Source organism: Paraburkholderia sp. A3BS-1L (assembly GCF_051125215.1).
Taxonomy (GTDB): domain Bacteria; phylum Pseudomonadota; class Gammaproteobacteria; order Burkholderiales; family Burkholderiaceae; genus Paraburkholderia.
The window spans coordinates 836,779-853,019 of sequence record NZ_CP120445.1; the positions used below are offsets into that span (position 1 = coordinate 836,779).

Genomic DNA, 16,241 nt, shown 5'->3' on the forward strand with positions numbered 1-16,241 from the left:
GCGGCGCACCCGCATGTGCCGAAACGAAAGCAATACGAACATCATTCGAAAATTTTCGAGCTTGTTCAAACGCTCTCCAGGCGCTTGATCGGGCGTCCACTTGCGCTTGAAATCCAGCGATATGCAGGGCAGTTGCCTTTTGTCAGGCGATTCCGGAAGTCCGCTCGTCACACCATAAAAGCGAACTTTACTTTTTCGGTTTTGTTCGATAAATTTCGAATTCGAACATTTTTTGGTTCGATCCTGGTGAATGCTTTGGCGTGATCAACCAGGATCGCGAGTTTGCCGGAACTATCAGGGAACGCAGGTGAGTCAACAGAATCGCTACGATCTGCTCGTCGTGGGTGGCGGAATCAACGGCGCGGGCATCGCGCGTGACGCGGCTGGGCGCGGGCTCTCCGTGCTCCTTTGCGAGCAGGACGACCTTGCCTCGCACACCTCGTCAGCGAGCACAAAGCTGATTCACGGCGGGCTGCGCTACCTCGAACACCGCGAGTTCGGCCTCGTGCGCAAGGCGCTGCAGGAGCGAGAGACGCTGTTGCGCTCGGCGCCCCACATCATGTGGCCGCTGCGCTTCGTGATGCCGCACATGCCCAACCTGCGCCCCGCGTGGCTCATCCGCGTCGGGCTCTTTCTTTACGATCATCTGGCCAGGCGCGAGCTGCTGCCGGGCTCGCGCGGCATCGACATGCGCCGCCACGCGGCGGGCGCACCGCTCATCGACACCATTCGGCGCGGTTTCGTTTACTCGGACGGTTGGGTGGACGATGCGCGTCTGGTCGTGCTCAATGCGCTCGACGCGCAGGAGCGCGGCGCGCGGATTCTCACGCGCACCAAGCTCGTTGGCGCGCAGCGCGTGAATGGCGAATGGCTGGCGACCCTGCGCCGCCCCGACGGCAGCACCTTCGACGTGCGCGCGCGCGCGGTGGCCAATGCGGCGGGCCCATGGGTGGGCGAGGTGCTGCACGGCGCGCTCGGGCGCGGCGCGCAGCACAGCGTACGCCTCGTGAAGGGCAGCCATATCGTGACGAAGCGTCTATTCGATCATGACCACGCCTACATTTTCCAGAATCCGGACAAGCGCATCGTCTTCGCGATTCCTTACGAGCACGACTTCACGCTGATCGGCACGACCGACGTGGAATACCGCAGCGATCCCGCGAAAGTCTCGATCGACGGCGACGAAACGCGCTATCTGTGCGAGTCGATCAACCGCTATTTCAAGCGCAAGATCTCGCCCGCCGACGTGCACTGGACCTACTCGGGCGTGCGGCCGCTGCTCGAAGAAGAGGGCACGAAGAATGCGTCGGCGGTCACGCGCGACTATCGTCTGGAGATGGACGACACCGAAGGCGCGCCGCTGCTCTCCGTGTTCGGCGGCAAGATCACCACGTTTCGCAAGCTCGCGGAAGAAGCCGGCGACAGGCTGTGCCGCGTGCTGGGCAGCAACGCGCCGGGCTGGACCGCCGGCGAGCCGCTGCCGGGCGGCGACATCGCGAACGCGCGTTTCGCGCCCTTCGCCGAAGGCTTCGCGGGTCGCCACGCCTGGCTGCCCGCGCCGCTCGCGCTGCGTTACGCGCGCGCTTACGGCACGCGCGCTGAGCGCCTGATCGGCAAGGCTGCGTCGCTCGAAGAACTGGGGCCGCAGATTGCCCCAGGCATTTACGAGGCCGAATTGCGCTATTTGCGTGATACCGAGTGGGCGACCTGCGCCGAGGACGTGCTCTGGCGCCGCTCGAAGCTCGGCTTGCACGTGGCGTCGGGCACGCTGGAGGCGGTCACGGCGGCGCTCGAAGCGTGGTTTGCCGCGAGCCGCGCGCCGCACATCGCGGCGTGAATCAAAACTACTCACGGATGGAGATAAGAGACATGCAGGACCAACAGTACATTCTTGCGCTCGACCAGGGCACCACGAGTTCGCGTGCGATGCTGTTCGACCGGCAGGGCCATATCGTCTCGATGGCCCAGAAGGAGTTCGAGCAGATTTATCCGCGTCCGGGCTGGGTCGAGCACGATCCGCAGGAAATCTGGTCGACCCAGGCGGGCGTGGCCGCCGAAGCCGTTACGCGCGTGGGACTGAACGGCACCAATATCGACGCCATTGGCATCACGAACCAGCGCGAAACCACCATCGTCTGGGACCGCGAGACCGGCCATCCCATCTACAACGCGATCGTCTGGCAGGACCGCCGCACGGCCGGCTTCTGCGATCAACTCAAGGCACAAGGCCTCGAAGCCATGGTGCGCGCGAAGACCGGTCTGCCGATCGACGCGTACTTCTCGGCCACCAAGATCCGCTGGATTCTCGACAACGTGGAAGGCGCGCGCGAAAAGGCGCGTCGAGGCTTGCTCGCGTTTGGCACCGTCGACAGCTGGCTCGTCTGGAATTTCACGAAGCACGAATTGCACGTGACCGACGTGACCAACGCCTCGCGCACGATGCTGTTCAATATCCACACGCGCAAATGGGACGACGAGCTGCTCGACGCGCTCGATATTCCGCGCAGCATGCTTCCCGAAGTTCGTTCGTCATCCGAAGTGTATGGGCCGACCAAAACCACGGTATTCGCGTCGAAGATTCCGCTCGCAGGCATTGCCGGCGACCAGCAGGCGGCGCTGTTCGGCCAGATGTGCACGGCCTCCGGCATGGTGAAGAATACCTACGGCACGGGCTGCTTCCTCATGATGAACACGGGCACGAAGCCCATCGAGTCGAAGAACAATCTCGTGACGACCATTGCGTGGCAGATTGGCGACGAGGTGAACTATGCGCTCGAAGGCAGCATCTTTATCGCTGGTGCCGTGGTGCAATGGCTGCGCGACGGCATGGGCCTCATCAAGAGCGCGGCGGAAGTCGAAGCCCTTGCGGCGAGCGTGCCGCACACGGATGGTGTGTATCTGGTGCCGGCCTTCGCTGGCCTTGGCGCGCCGCACTGGAACGCGCACGCGCGCGGCTCGCTCTTTGGCGTGACGCGCGGCACGACCGCAGCGCACGTCGCGCGCGCCGCGCTCGATTCGATCGCGTATCAATCGCTCGACGTGCTCGCTGCCATGGAGGCCGATTCGGGCATCAGCGTAGGCGAGTTGCGCGTGGACGGCGGGGCGAGCGCCAATAACCTGCTCATGCAGTTCCAGGCAGACCTGCTGGGAGTGGATGCCGTGCGTCCGCGGATTACCGAAACCACCGCGCTAGGCGCGGCCTATCTCGCTGGCCTCGCGACCGGCTACTGGAAAAGCGTGAACGAACTGCAGAGCCAGTGGCATGTGGACAAGCGTTTCTCGCCCGCCATGCCGCCATCGCAGGTGGACGCCTGTCGCGCGGGATGGCAGCGCGCGGTGCGCGCCGCCAAGGCTTGGGCCGACGACACGCAGTAACGCCGCGGCGACATCCGGCCAAAGAACTCGAACGAGTCAACGTAACCCAATACCGAAGGGCCGCGCAGCCAGCACTGCGCTGGTCTCGCGTCAATTTCGGAATCCTGAGAAATAATCAGAATGTCACCATACATTGCTGAATTCATCGGCACGGCCATACTCGTACTGCTAGGCAACGGCGCGGTCGCCAACGTGCTGCTCGCAAAGACCAAAGGCAAGGGCGCCGACCTCATCGTCATCGTGATGGGCTGGGCGATGGCCGTGTTCGTGGCCGTGTACGTCACCGCATCGTACAGCGGCGCGCATCTGAACCCGATCGTGACGATCAGCCTCGCGCTCACTGGCAAGTTCGCATGGTCGAAGGTGTGCGGCTACATCGTCGCCCAGATGCTCGGCGGCATGGCGGGCGCGTTCCTCGTGTGGCTCGCTTATCGCCAGCACTTCGCGAACGAAGCCGATGCCGATCTCAAGCTCGCCGTGTTCTGCACCGCGCCTGCGATCCGTAGCGTGCGGCACAACGTGATGACCGAAGCCATCTGTACCTTCGTGCTGATCCTCGGCGTACTGTATCTGGCCTCGCCGCAGGTGGGCCTGGGCGCGCTCGATGCATTGCCGGTTGGCCTGCTCGTGCTCGGCATCGGCATTTCGCTGGGCGGCCCCACGGGCTACGCCATGAGCCCGGCGCGCGATCTCTCGCCGCGCATCATGCATGCGCTGCTGCCGATCCCGGGCAAGCGAGACAGCGACTGGCGCTATGCGTGGATTCCCGTGCTCGGACCGCTGCTGGGCGGCGTGGCGGCTGCGTCGCTGTATCTGTATCTGCATGCGACGCATTGAGGGTCGTGGGGCGGCGGTTTCGCAACGTGTTGCGCAACCGCTGCAAGCCAATCACTTCGGAATCACCCACAGCATGCCCGCAAACACCGCATAGAGCCAGCCCACATGCGTAAGCTGGCGGCTATGCACTTGCGGCGCACGGAACGCCCATTGCAGGAACAGGATGGCGAGCATCGTCGTGGCCGCGGCAAGAATCGACGGCGCACCCAGGTGCCACGGCGTGAAGAACAAGCCGAATGCGGTGGGAATAGTCGCCTGGATCATCATCGCGCCGCTGATGTTCGCGAGCGCGAGCCGCTCCTTGCCCTGACGCACCCAGATGATCGCGTTCATGATTTCCGGCAGCTCGGTGGCGATCGGGCTGAAGAGCAGCGCAGTCAATTGCGGGCTCAGGCCGAGCCACGGTCCTACTTTACCGATCTGCTGCACGAACAGGTGCGAGGCGAAGAAGATCACGACCAGCGCGCCCAGGGTCTGGAGCAGGACCCAGAACAGCGACGGGTCCGCATCGCGCGGACGCAGCTTGAGCGGCTCGAGCCCCACGTCTTCGATCTCATCGCCATCGTCGCTCAGCTCCTTCCAGCAATAGAGCGCGTAGGCCGCGAGAAACGCAATGCCGAGAATGGGCTTGAAACTGAACACCACGAGTCCGAGCCCGATTTTCGCCACGAAGATCGCGAGGAACCAGAGCTGGTCGCGGCGCAGGTGGCGCGTATCGGCGTCGACGGTGCCGGCGCCTGCACGGCCCGCGCGCGCGACCGTCGCCAGCAACGCGACGCCCACCACCGCATAGGCGACGGTGCTGAGCGCGAGCGGCCCGCCAATGGCCGCGCCAATGCCGATTTCCTTGTGGGCCGGATCGGTGCCGAACGCGACGGCTACGAGCGTGACCACGCTTTCGGGCAGCGCCGTGCCGAACGCGGCAAGGATCGTGCCGGTGGCCGTCTGCGTGACCTTGAGCTTCTGGCCGAGCCACTCGACGGCATTGACGAAGGTTTCGCAGGATAGATAGATGATGCCGGCGGCGGCAATGAGCAGGGCGAACGTCCAGATCATGACGAGCGCTCCGTCGTGCGGGGGTGTGCGACTGCGATCGCGTGGCGGCGTGAAAAGCGGTGCATGGGAAACGGCATTCCTCGGGCTGGACGGACGGACCAATGACGCAATCCCCCCGCCCAGCCCGGGTATGAAGGATGACGTCATAGGTCTCGTCAGGCCGAAGAACGGCTGCCGGCGCCATGGCACAGCGTGCCAATTATGTTGACGGCGGCGCGACACGCATCGCGCGTGACGCAGACTACTCCCCTAAGACCGGCGCATTATAGCCGACGAATGCGGTTGTGCGGGAGGGGGCTCGTTTCATGGCGTAGTTCGTCGGCACATCTGCGTCACGGTTCCACGACGTTGAAATCGCCGTCGAATTTGTCGAGGGTCCCTAGCATGGCGCGGAACAGTTCGACCTTGCCGTCCAGCTGGATTTCGCGCGCAAGTACGGCTTCCTGAAAGCCCGTTTCCCCGCAGAGGATCCGGTTGAGCGTTTGCCTCGACATGGTCACGCTCAGATCGGTGCGCTCGTTTGGCGATGTGTAGCACCACGTCAACGCCCCATTCTGGAGATTCAGTTTGAACTGCTTATCGATGTCGCTGAAACGCCACGCAATGCGCATGTTCAGATGCTGCGCCTTCAGGCCATCGACACGAACGGCGAAATAGTCGAAGAACATTTCCTCGGTAATCGCGCTGACCATGTCGGCGCTGCGGCTGCCGAATTCGGTCGAAGCATCTCGCCCTTCGCGCAGTTCGCGCGCGCCGAGCAGGAACGCGTTGCGCCACGTTGCCGATTGGGCCTGATACCCCATCTGTTCGAGCGCAGCAGCACCCAGTTCGCGCGCTTCGCGCAACTGCGGCTGTGCAAACACCAGGTGGTTCATGCACTGGGCGACCCAACGGTACTCGCCTTGATCGAAATCTCGACGCGCGCGCTCGAGCATGGCATCGGCTCCGCCCATGTACTCGACATAGCGCGGTGCGGAAGCCTCCGGAGGCAGGGCGTGCAGGTTAGCCGGATTGCCGTCGTACCAACCCAGGTAATGCTGATAGATGGCTTTGACGTTGTGCACGACAGCGCCGTAGTAGCCGTGCGCATGCCACTTCGAACGCAACTCGTCCGGCAGGCGAATCTGCTCGGCGATTTCAACGGCGTTCAAGCCGTGGTTCATGAGGCGCACAGTCTGGTCGTGCAGGAATTTGTAGAGATCCCGCTGCGCCTCCAGGTAATCGACGATGCGCTCGTTGCCCCAGGTCGGCCAGTTGTGCTGCGCGAACACGACCTCGGCTTCGCGCCCGTAGCGCTCCAGCGACTCGCCCAGGTATCGCGACCACGATTGCGCGTTGCGTACCTGCGCGCCTCGCAGCGGACACAGATTGTGCAGCGACCGCGTGCCGTTCTCGGCCAGGTTGAGCGCGCGCTCCTGCGGGAACCAGAAGTGCATCTCGGCGGGCGCTTCGCTTTCGGGCGTGAGCTGAAACACGATTTCGACGCCGTCGATCACATGCGATTCGGTCATTTGCATGATCAGCTTTGTCGGTGGAATCAGCGTGATCGTGCCGCGCGGAATATTCTTGCCCATGCCCGCATCGATCTGGCAGCAGGCATTGCGCGCGAGCGTATGGCCAAACTGGAATTGCGCGCGCCGCGCCATGGCCGTGCCCGCCATCACGTTTTCCGACACCGCTTCTTCCATGAATCCAGCGGGCGCGATGACCTGCGCCTTGCCGGCCACGACATCCGCTTCGTCCACGACGCCTCGCACACCGCCGAAGTGATCGGCATGGCTGTGGCTGTAGATGACCGCCACGACAGGGCGCCTCGGACGATGCGCGAAATACAGCTCGAGCGCGGCGGCAGCGGTTTCCTTGCACGTGAGCGGATCGATCACGATCAGGCCGGTCTCGCCTTCGATGAACGTCACGTTGGAAACGTCGAAGCCACGCACCTGATAGATGCGCTCGGTCACGCTGAAGAGACCGTGCAGCCTGTTCAGCCGCGCATGGCGCCACAGACCGGGATGCGCGGTGGGCGGCGCGGCTTGCTCGTCGAGAAAGCCATAATCGGCGAGGCTCCAGATCAGTTGCCCGTATGCGCCGCGAATCTCCGCATCGGCTATGGTGCCGATAAAGCCGTGCTGTGCATCGGCGACTTCAATCGGATCGTCGGGCGGCAGGTCGTTCAGCGCGTGCTGTTGCGCGGCGATGGTCGCCTCGGTTGCGGGAAGCGGCCCGGGCAGCGCCCGCTGGGCTTCTTGCTTGATCGGATGTTGCATCGTGTGTCTCCCAGATTCTGCCGGCGCCTTGCCGACGATATTCTCGCTATGCCCGGCGTTGTGCGGCGCGAATCATGTCGGCGGCCTTTTCGCCGATCATCATGGCCGGAGCGTTGGTGTTGCCGCCGATCAGCGTTGGCATGATCGAGCAGTCCACCACGCGCAGACTTTCCACGCCTCGCACGCGCAGTTCGGGATCGACGACCGCGTGCGGGTCCGCGTCGCGCCCCATCTTGCAGGTGCCTACCGGGTGATACAGGCAATCGGCGTGACCGCGCACGAAAGCGCGCACGCTGGCTTCATCGGCGAAGCTCTCGCTTTTCATTTCGCGGCCGCCCAGGTTCTTCAGCGCAGGCTGCCCGAAGATATTGCGCATGATGTGGATGCCGGCTATCAGCGTTTCCATGTCGCGTGGCGCGCTCATCAGCCGTGTGTCGATCAGCGGCGCTTCGCGCATGTCGGGCGAGCGCAGGCGCACGACGCCGCGGCTTTCGGGGCGCAGCACGCATACGTGCCCCGAGTAGCCGTGGCCGAGCTTGCGTCGGCTGCCCATGTTGCGATTGCCGATCAGGGCGACGGTGAACACAAGGTTGAGGTCGGGGCGATCGAGCTCGGGGCGGCTCTTCACAAACGCGCCTGCTTCGACGAAGTTGGACGTCAGCATGCCGGTACGTTCGCGCCGATAGCGGCGGATCTCCTTGAGGAGACGCAGGCCGCCGCGCAGCGTCGCGCCGAACAGATCGGTGCTGTCGAGTTGCGTGTTGAGCACGATGTCCAGATGATCCTGGAGGTTTTCGCCCACCCCGGGCAGGTCGTGGAGCACCTCGACGCCCATTTCGCGCAGATGCGCGGCAGGCCCGATGCCCGAGGCCAGCAAGAGCTGCGGCGAATTGAATACGCCGCCGCTCACGATCACTTCACGCCGTGCGCGCAGGACGTGTTGCACGCCATCGCGCACGACCCGCACGCCCACCGCGCGCCGCCCTTCGAAGACGAGGCGCAGCGCCCGGGTGCCGGTCAGCACTGCCAGGTTATTACGGCCGAAGTTGTAGTGGCCGTTCGTGGTCTTGCCCCGGTGCAGATAGGCACGCGCCGCGTTCCAGCGCTCGCCGTTGTGCTGCGTGACCTGGTAGTAGCCGAAGCCTTCCTGCTCGGCGCCGTTGAAGTCGTCGTTCAGCGCATGGCCCGCTTGCTGCGCGGCTTGCAGGAAGTGATGGCAGAAAGGATTGGGCGAACGCAGGTCGTTCACATAAAGCGGGCCGTCCGTGCCGTGCCACGGATTGTCGGTGCCGGCGAAGCGAGTGTTGTTCTCGCTGCGCTTGAAGTAGGGCAGGACGTCGTCGTAGCTCCAGCCCTCGCAGCCGAGCGCGGCCCAGTCGTCGTAATCCTTGCGATGGCCGCGGATATAGACCATGCCATTGAGTGACGAAGAGCCGCCCAGCACCCGGCCGCGCGGCTGATAGCTGGTGCGGCCGCCGAGCGCCGGCTGTGGCTCGGTGTAGTAGCCATAGTTGTAGGGGCCAGGCTTGACGACGGTTTTGGCGAGGCCGATGGGCGTCCAGATCAGGTAATGGTCGTCCGGGCCGCCATTCTCGATCACGGCGACGCGCACCGTTGGATCGTCTGCGAGGCGGCCCGCCACGGCACAGCCGGCCGATCCGGCGCCGATCACCAGATAATCGTATTCGCCCGCCACGGGCACGGCGGAGGGTGAGCTCATGGGTGTCCCCTGTCGTGGATACGGCGTCATGCGTCGTCCACTTTGGTGGTAGTGCGCGAAATCCCGCAGGCGGCCCGAAGCGGGTTCGGGGCGGCGCAGGGTCTGTCTCCTCTGATGTGACTCTGCCCGCGCTGGCGGCGTGGGCAGAACGGCTTTCAGGGTAAGGACAGCGCGCGGGGGGGACACCCCCCCAGTCAGGTAGGTGGGGGAGCGCGGCGGGCAGGTTTGCTGGCGCTCAAGTGCTTTGAGCGGCGCACGACCGCCGGATTAGAACCAGGCATCCTGCATGTCGAGCGTCGTGCGGTCGAGCGAGGCGAGCAGATCGAACTGTGCGCCCGTCTTCGGCAGCTCCCAGGCGAAGAAGTATTTGGCGGCGGCGAGCTTGCCGCGATAGAAGCTGGCCTCATCGTCGTTTTTGCCGCCTTCCTCGCTTGTGCCGCTTGTGCGCGCAAGCGCCGCGCGCGCGGTGAGCGCCTGTTCGAGCCAGACCCACGCGACCACCACGTGCCCGAACGCTTCCAGATACACCGACGCATTGGCGAGCGCGACGCTCGGGTCGCCGGCCGACCAGAGCGTTTGCGTGACATCGACAAGACGATTCAGCGCCGCTTCAAGCGAGCGCGCATACGCGGCATCCTGCTTGTCGCCGCTCGACAGTGCGCGGTCCGTCGTAGCCTGCACACGTTGCACGAATAGCTTCAGCGCCGCGCCGTTCTTGATCGTGACCTTGCGGCCCAGCAGGTCGAGGCCCTGGATGCCGTGCGTGCCCTCGTGAATCGGGTTGAGGCGGTTGTCGCGGTAGAACTGCTCGACGTTGTATTCGCGCGTATAGCCATAGCCGCCGTGCACCTGGATCGCGAGATCATTGGCGGCGAGGCACCACTGCGAGGGCCAGCTCTTCGCTATCGGCGTGAGCAGGTCGAGCAGCAGCGTGAGCGGCTCGCGCGCCGCGTCGTCGGCGGCAGCGCGCGCTTCGTCCACCAGTTGCGCGCACCAGAGATTGAGCGCGAGCGCGCCTTCTACATAGCTCTTTTGCGCGAGCAGCATGCGGCGCACGTCGGCGTGCTCGATCAGTCTGATCTGCGGCGAAGCCGGGTCCTTGCCTGCCGCGCCCACGCTGCGCCCCTGTGGACGATTGCGCGCGTAGTCGAGCGCATGCAGATAGCCGGTATAGCCGAGCATGGTCGCCCCGAGACCCACGCCGATGCGCGCCTCGTTCATCATATGGAACATGTACGTGAGGCCCTGGTGCGGCTCGCCCACGAGATAGCCGATAGCGCCCGCGCGCCCGCCCGGCGCGTACTTCGTGCCCTCGCCGAAATTGAGCAGGCAGTTTGTCGTGCCGCGATAACCCATTTTGTGATTGAGGCCCGCGAGCACGACGTCGTTGTGCTCGCCGCGCGAACCGTCTTCGCTTACGAGGTATTTCGGCACGATGAAGAGCGAGAGGCCCTTCACGCCGGCAATGAGCTTGCCGTCCGGGCCCGGAATCTTCGCGAGCACGAGGTGGACGATGTTTTCGGAGAGTTCGTGCTCGCCGCCCGAGATCCACATCTTGTTGCCGCGCAGCCGATACTGCGCGCCCAGCGGCGAGTCGTGCTCGAAGTCGGCGCGTGTGGCCACGTCGGAAAGCGACGAGCCCGCCTGCGGCTCGGACAGGCACATCGTGCCGAAGTAGCGGCCTTCGAACTCGGGCTTCACGAAGGTCTCGACCTGCTTTGCGCTGCCGTGCGCGAGCAGCAGGTTGGCGTTGCCGATGGTGAGGAACGGATACGCGCTCGTGCCCACGTTCGCGGCCTTGAACCACGCCAAGCCCGCCTTCTCGACCACCAGCGGCAACTGCATGCCGCCGTATTCGTAGTCCTGGCCCGCGGCCATCAGACCCGCTTCGCTGAACGCCTTCAGCGCGGTCTTGACCTCGGGGATGATGGTGACGGTTTCGCCGTCGAAGTGCGGTTCGTGCTGATCGTTTTTCTTGTTGTGGGGCGCGAACAGGTCGGTCGCGATCTTCTCGCAGGTGTCGAGCGCCGCATCGAAGGTCTCGCGCGAATGGTCGGCGTAGCGCGCGATGCGCGTAAGGCGCTCGACGTCGAGCCATTCGTAGAGCAGGAAATCAAGATCACGGCGAGAGAAGATCAGCGACATGGCAGAGGGCCCGTGAATAAGAAAAGTCGCAGCCTAACAAAAATAGAACGATCGTGCTATTGGCGATTTCTCCAAATCCTTTATGGTGCCGCCGTGCAATGACTTGCTTGTCGGGCGACGCAAAGTGCCAAAGCTTCTTCATGAATCTTCAAATCGAGAGAGCCCGCCCGGCGAGAGATTGGCCGTAAGCTTTTCGCCGCTCCCTCCCTAATTGGGGAGCATTCTCTCAACACGCACATATTTATGGAGGTTGCTCATGCAACTGATTCAACGTGAACAGCTGTCGAACCTGCAAGTCGTTACGGCTGGCGCTGGCGCCAACAAGACCCCGTCGGCAGTCACCCTGACGATCACGAAGGAAAACGGCCTGAACCTCGTGATCACGCCGCAAGCTGCAGCATCGGCAAGCTAAGCTTCGCCGAGGTCTCCGACCTGGAAAGCCGGCAAACCGGGTTTGCCGGCTTTTTGCGTTTACCTACCCGGGTTGCGCCTTCCCAAATCGCACGTTTGAAGAGGATACGGCAATATTCATGCTCATCCTCCCGAACAGCGAGAACATCATGGACCGGCTCGATGCGATGTCCGTGCTCGTCGCCGTGGTCGAGGCCGGCAGCCTTTCCGCAGCGGCGAGGCGTTTGAACATGCCGCTGGCCACGGTCAGCCGCAAGGTCAACGACCTCGAGGCGCATCTCAAGACGCGGCTGCTCAAACGCACCACTCGGCAACTCGCGCTGACCGGGGCCGGGGCGTCTTACGTGGCGGCCTGCCGGCGTATCCTGGAAGAGGTGGGCGAGGCCGAGCGCGCGGCAACCGGCGAATACACCACGGCAAGAGGCACGCTTGCGCTCTCGGCGCCCGTGGTGTTCGGGCGGCTGCACGTGCTGCCCATCGTCAATGCGTTTCTCGCGCAGTATCCCGAGATCGACGTGCGGCTGATACTGGCGGACCGCGTGGTCAATCTGATGGAAGAGCACGTGGACGCCACCGTGCGCATTGGCGAGCTGCCCGATAGCGCGCTCGTGGCGGTGGGCGTGGGCGCGATTCGCCGCGTGGTTTGCGCGAGCCCCGAGTATCTGGCCGAGCACGGCGTGCCCGCTGCGCCAGGCGATCTGGCGCGGCACCACTGCGTGACGTTCGAGAGTGTCGAAGGCCGCACGTGGACGTTCCGCTCGGGCAAGGGCGACGTCGTGCAGTCGGTGCACGCGCGGCTCGCGGTCAACACCGCGGAGGCCGCGATCGACGCCGCGCTGCATGGCGTGGGGCTCACGCGCGTGCTTTCGTATCAGGTTGCGCAGGCGGTGCGCGAAAAGCGGCTTGCCGTGGTGCTCGAGGCGTTCGAACTGGCGCCATGGCCCGTCAGTCTCGTGCACGGCGGGCAAGCGCCGCTGCCACTCAAGCTGCGCGCGTTCCTGGATTTCGCGACGCCTTTGCTGCGCGAGCGGGTGGAGGCGGTGCGGATCGAGCCTCGTGGGCGCGAAGCAACGGCTGGACAAGCGCGCCGATAGCAAGCTGAATCAGTCGGCGCGCTGTGGCATGCTGCAACGGACAGCCATGCACAATACGCCCATCATGCAAGCTCCCGACCTTGAACGCCTCGTCACCCTCACCATGCCTTTCGGCAAGTACAAGGGCCGGCTCATTGCCGATCTGCCCGGGCATTACCTCAATTGGTTCGCCCGCGAAGGGTTTCCACCGGGAGAAATCGGCCGGCTGCTAGCGCTGATGCAGGAGATGGACCATAACGGCCTGAGGAGCTTGCTCGATCCGCTGCGCAAACGCGGATAGCGCGAGTCAGGCGTCGTCGTTGCGCTAAGCCGTTCAGCCGCTTGACCATCAAGTTGGCGATTTGCCTTTTTGCCGGCATAGGCAAAGTCCGCGAATTTTCCAAACGGCGCCCGCAGCAAGCTGGGAAGGAGTCGGTGTCGAAAATAGATGGGTTGGTGTCGGAAGCGTACAAGCTCCAGTAACGCTTTTGAACTAAGGTGATGAACCTCTTATCCGATCGTTTGGAGCCGACATGTCCGATTTCATTACCGTTTTGCGCGAAACCTGCCCGACTCCGGTCCTTGACGCCACCAAGTGGAAGCGCATCGGCGGCGACCCGCACACCGTGAACCTCAACGCTTACCTCTCCAAGGACGGTAGCAAGATCATGGGCACCTGGATTTGCACACCGGGTAAATTCGAGGTGAACTACGAGAAGTGGGAGTTCTGCCACTTTCTCGACGGCTACTGCATTATCACGCCGGAAGGCGAGGAGTCGGTGCACCTGAAGGCGGGTGATGTGTTCGTGATTGAACCCGGCATGAAGGGGACCTGGGAGGTGGTGGAGACGGTGCGCAAGTACTTCGTCTTCGCCTGAGCCCGTAGCTGATACACCGGTGACTCAATACGCCCGCTGGCGAATGACGCGCGATGGCGCGCACTAGCCGGATCGATGCTCTGGCCTTCACCATCGATCTGCGCCCCATCGCTACGTTGCGAGTTCCGATACCTAACACATGCGCTGGCCTGCTCCTGCCCAGTGTCCACCACCTGGACATAGCGCTGGTCTCCGCTCACGCGCTTGCCATCGGCGGCGGCCGCGTTAAGCGGATACACCGCGTCTTTGGGCGGGTTTGCACCGAGTACGACCATCGCGATGATGGCACGCTTCAGCCCTTGCGGCCGAATGCGATCAGGCAGTGAAAGCTGCACTGCGAAATGACCGCAACCGGGCGAGAGTACGCATCCGCCCGCAGTGAAGGTTGACATTCGTGGTCGCGCGGATACCAATGGCTGAAGAATGACCTGAACGGAACCGCCGGCCCAGTGGGGCCGACACCTGAATGCCTGTTCGACAGTACGAGCGAACGACGCTCCCGAGCCGCAGCGGCGAGTCACGACCGTCCCTCAACTCACGCGTGGCAAGACATCGGGACTATCAAATTCCTCAATCGGAAAATCCCGATGGAACGCGATGATCAAAGATCTCCGCGTACTTCACCGGTGCCCAGCGCGCTTCGCTGCCGGTTGACCTCCCCCCAAAGCGCATCGCTATCGTCATCGCGTAGCAGGATCACCCAGTTCAGTTGATTGTCGGACACGCCGAAGTATTCCCGGATTTCCGTGCGGACGGCATTGACGAACTGCGCGTATTCCGGGGTTGCCTGGGCCTGCGCGTGCAAGGCGTCGTATTCCGCATCGTCCATGCCGCCGCCGTGCTCGTCGATGTAGCGCGAGATCCACTGGTCCCGTTCGCGGTCGTAGTCGGCCTCGGCGCGCATCGCCTGTACAGCCGTGTAGAAGTCCAGTTGGGCAAACGCGGCGATCGTCGCCGTTGTTGCTTCGTCGAATGTCGTTGTCATCCCATATCTCGTGTTGGTCGTGGCACATCATCGCACGGGCCGCACACGGACGGGTTTCGTTGCATCGGCGGGGGTTCTTTCACAAAACGCTTGCTAGCGTACTGGCAGTCCTGTTCGAACCAGAACATCAGTCGCGCCATGCGCACGGCCGATCGCTCGCGCGAGAAAACTCGCACAAAAGTGTTTGGCAACGTCAAACGTTTCTACAATCCGAGGATAATGGGCATGTACCTGTGCACTGCCGCCCAGCCGCTTTTCCATACCAGCCGGAGGCAGTCCATTTCCGCGGCTGGTAAATATCAAAAGAACAATCGATGCATTGCAATTGACGCCCATAGCCAAACGCCCTTTAAAAAATGTCGGGCCCAACATTTGGGCCGCCATCGATGTGATCGAGCAACGATTCGGCGGAGAACTTGCACGAGCGGGAGTGCGCGCAGCCAAGCTGTTACTGTCTCCCAACGTTCTGAGCCGTTTGCCGAACGTGAATATCGCGGCACGGGCTAGTGACGTTTCGTGAGTCTCCTTCGACGCAACCGGCGAGCAGAAGCACTAGAGTGTGAAGTATCGATCCAGTTTCCGGCAGATGTCGCTTTCCCATAGTACGTGTCCTTTCCTTCGATCGCGCCGGCACGGGCAGTGGCATCGCACGCGCTTGCGTTGCGCCAATCAGACGTGTGGAGATGCTTCATGGAAAACTTCCAGAGAAACCGCTCGACGCTTGTTGCGCTGGCGTTCCTGCTGGCGGGATGTGCCGCTGGCGGCATGCCGCAAAGCGGTCCCCATCTGAGCCCAACGGAGTGCCGCGACCTGGTCGCGCTAAAAAGCAATCCGTCTCCTACAAAGGAGCAACGCCAGGCCGAGCTTTCGGCGCTGAGGAAAGCGGGCTATGACCCGTCGCCATGGAACGATGACCCGAACTACCCGGACGATCTGCACGCGGCGCAGCGCCTGGTCGATCAGTGGGTTCAAACGGACTGCCGGTAGTGGCGACGCCGGTGGGAGGCGCTGGAATCGGACCAAGGTCCGATATCCAACGAACGAGACAGCGGGTAGGCTAAAACCTTCCGCAGGAAACTGACACACGGACACCCATAATGACGAGCTTACGGAGTTGCCGGAAATCGCGCGGAGAGAAAGGTGTCGTCGCGAGACGACTCATGCTCGCTGCTGTGTGCGCCGGCCTGCTGCCTCTGGCGGGATGTCCGTATTACTACGCGCCGCCTCCCGGCACCGTGGTCATGCAGCCTGCGAGTTTCGACCGGTCCTTTGCCGCCGCTGCAGGTGCGATGCGCGACGAAGGGGTCGCGATCACGGTTCAGGACCCCGGCACCGGCGCGATAGCCGGAACCGCCGCCGGCGGCACGGTCACTGCGAACGTGCGCCAGCAAGCCGATGGCAGCGTGATGGTGCAATTCAATTCCGGCAATGCACAAGATCCTTCGCTGCTTGGGCGCATCAACCGTAGTTACGATCGGCGCATGGGTCGCTAGG

The 16,241-nt window shown here is 63.4% G+C and carries 14 protein-coding genes and 1 riboswitch; of the genes, 9 read left to right on the plus strand and 5 right to left on the minus strand.

Going from position 1 to position 16,241, the window contains the following annotated elements; translation table 11 throughout:
* Nucleotides 1-307: 307 nt before the first annotated feature.
* From glpD to P5W99_RS34515, 3 genes are all read left to right on the plus strand, one after another.
* Complete coding sequence (glpD, locus tag P5W99_RS34505) at nucleotides 308-1,837, plus strand: glycerol-3-phosphate dehydrogenase (RefSeq protein ID WP_421028279.1); 1,530 nt, start codon at nucleotides 308-310, stop codon at nucleotides 1,835-1,837.
* A 32-nt stretch (nucleotides 1,838-1,869) separates the two neighbouring features.
* Nucleotides 1,870-3,375 (plus strand): glycerol kinase GlpK, encoded by a 1,506-nt coding sequence (gene glpK / locus P5W99_RS34510; RefSeq protein ID WP_421028280.1) that lies wholly within the window; start codon nucleotides 1,870-1,872, stop codon nucleotides 3,373-3,375.
* Nucleotides 3,376-3,495: 120 nt separating this feature from the next.
* Nucleotides 3,496-4,212: an MIP/aquaporin family protein gene (locus P5W99_RS34515; protein WP_421028281.1), complete on the plus strand. Its 717-nt coding sequence runs from the start codon at nucleotides 3,496-3,498 to the stop codon at nucleotides 4,210-4,212.
* Between the two features lie 51 nt (nucleotides 4,213-4,263).
* Here the strand turns inward: P5W99_RS34515 and P5W99_RS34520 are convergent, their stop codons facing one another.
* The 4 genes from P5W99_RS34520 to P5W99_RS34535 form a co-directional block, all read right to left on the minus strand.
* A complete protein-coding gene (locus tag P5W99_RS34520; protein ID WP_421028282.1) occupies nucleotides 4,264-5,268 on the minus strand; it encodes a sodium:calcium antiporter in 1,005 nt (334 codons plus the stop codon).
* A gap of 84 nt (nucleotides 5,269-5,352) precedes the next feature.
* Nucleotides 5,353-5,530: riboswitch (yybP-ykoY riboswitch) on the minus strand.
* 70 nt (nucleotides 5,531-5,600) lie between these two features.
* Nucleotides 5,601-7,535, minus strand: coding sequence for an alkyl/aryl-sulfatase (locus P5W99_RS34525; protein WP_421028283.1), 1,935 nt, complete (start codon nucleotides 7,533-7,535; stop codon nucleotides 5,601-5,603).
* 46 nt (nucleotides 7,536-7,581) lie between these two features.
* Entirely contained in the window at nucleotides 7,582-9,255 is a 1,674-nt protein-coding gene (locus tag P5W99_RS34530) for a GMC family oxidoreductase (protein WP_421028284.1), read from the minus strand.
* A gap of 267 nt (nucleotides 9,256-9,522) precedes the next feature.
* The gene (locus P5W99_RS34535; RefSeq protein ID WP_434665800.1) at nucleotides 9,523-11,400 is read right to left on the minus strand and encodes an acyl-CoA dehydrogenase; all 1,878 of its coding nucleotides are present in this window, start codon (nucleotides 11,398-11,400) and stop codon (nucleotides 9,523-9,525) included.
* 256 nt (nucleotides 11,401-11,656) lie between these two features.
* Between P5W99_RS34535 and P5W99_RS34540 the strand changes: the two genes are divergently transcribed.
* From P5W99_RS34540 to P5W99_RS34555, 4 genes are all read left to right on the plus strand, one after another.
* Nucleotides 11,657-11,812, plus strand: coding sequence for a hypothetical protein (locus P5W99_RS34540; protein WP_175196844.1), 156 nt, complete (start codon nucleotides 11,657-11,659; stop codon nucleotides 11,810-11,812).
* A 148-nt stretch (nucleotides 11,813-11,960) separates the two neighbouring features.
* Nucleotides 11,961-12,905 carry a LysR family transcriptional regulator gene (locus tag P5W99_RS34545; RefSeq protein WP_421028767.1) on the plus strand — a complete coding sequence of 315 codons (945 nt, stop codon included), beginning with the start codon at nucleotides 11,961-11,963 and terminating at the stop codon, nucleotides 12,903-12,905.
* Between the two features lie 64 nt (nucleotides 12,906-12,969).
* Complete coding sequence (locus P5W99_RS34550) at nucleotides 12,970-13,185, plus strand: DUF3820 family protein (protein ID WP_421028768.1); 216 nt, start codon at nucleotides 12,970-12,972, stop codon at nucleotides 13,183-13,185.
* A 232-nt stretch (nucleotides 13,186-13,417) separates the two neighbouring features.
* The gene (locus tag P5W99_RS34555; RefSeq protein ID WP_014193317.1) at nucleotides 13,418-13,762 is read left to right on the plus strand and encodes a cupin domain-containing protein; all 345 of its coding nucleotides are present in this window, start codon (nucleotides 13,418-13,420) and stop codon (nucleotides 13,760-13,762) included.
* A 601-nt stretch (nucleotides 13,763-14,363) separates the two neighbouring features.
* On the opposite strand, the gene P5W99_RS34560 is transcribed toward P5W99_RS34555, so the two are convergent.
* Complete coding sequence (locus P5W99_RS34560) at nucleotides 14,364-14,747, minus strand: ATP-dependent protease (protein ID WP_421028286.1); 384 nt, start codon at nucleotides 14,745-14,747, stop codon at nucleotides 14,364-14,366.
* Nucleotides 14,748-15,437: 690 nt separating this feature from the next.
* On the opposite strand from P5W99_RS34560, the gene P5W99_RS34565 reads away from it, so the two are divergent.
* Both P5W99_RS34565 and P5W99_RS34570 read left to right on the plus strand, forming a co-directional pair.
* Nucleotides 15,438-15,734 (plus strand): DUF4148 domain-containing protein, encoded by a 297-nt coding sequence (locus tag P5W99_RS34565; RefSeq protein ID WP_421028287.1) that lies wholly within the window; start codon nucleotides 15,438-15,440, stop codon nucleotides 15,732-15,734.
* Between the two features lie 173 nt (nucleotides 15,735-15,907).
* A complete protein-coding gene (locus P5W99_RS34570) occupies nucleotides 15,908-16,240 on the plus strand; it encodes a hypothetical protein (protein WP_421028288.1) in 333 nt (110 codons plus the stop codon).
* Nucleotide 16,241 lies beyond the last annotated feature (1 nt).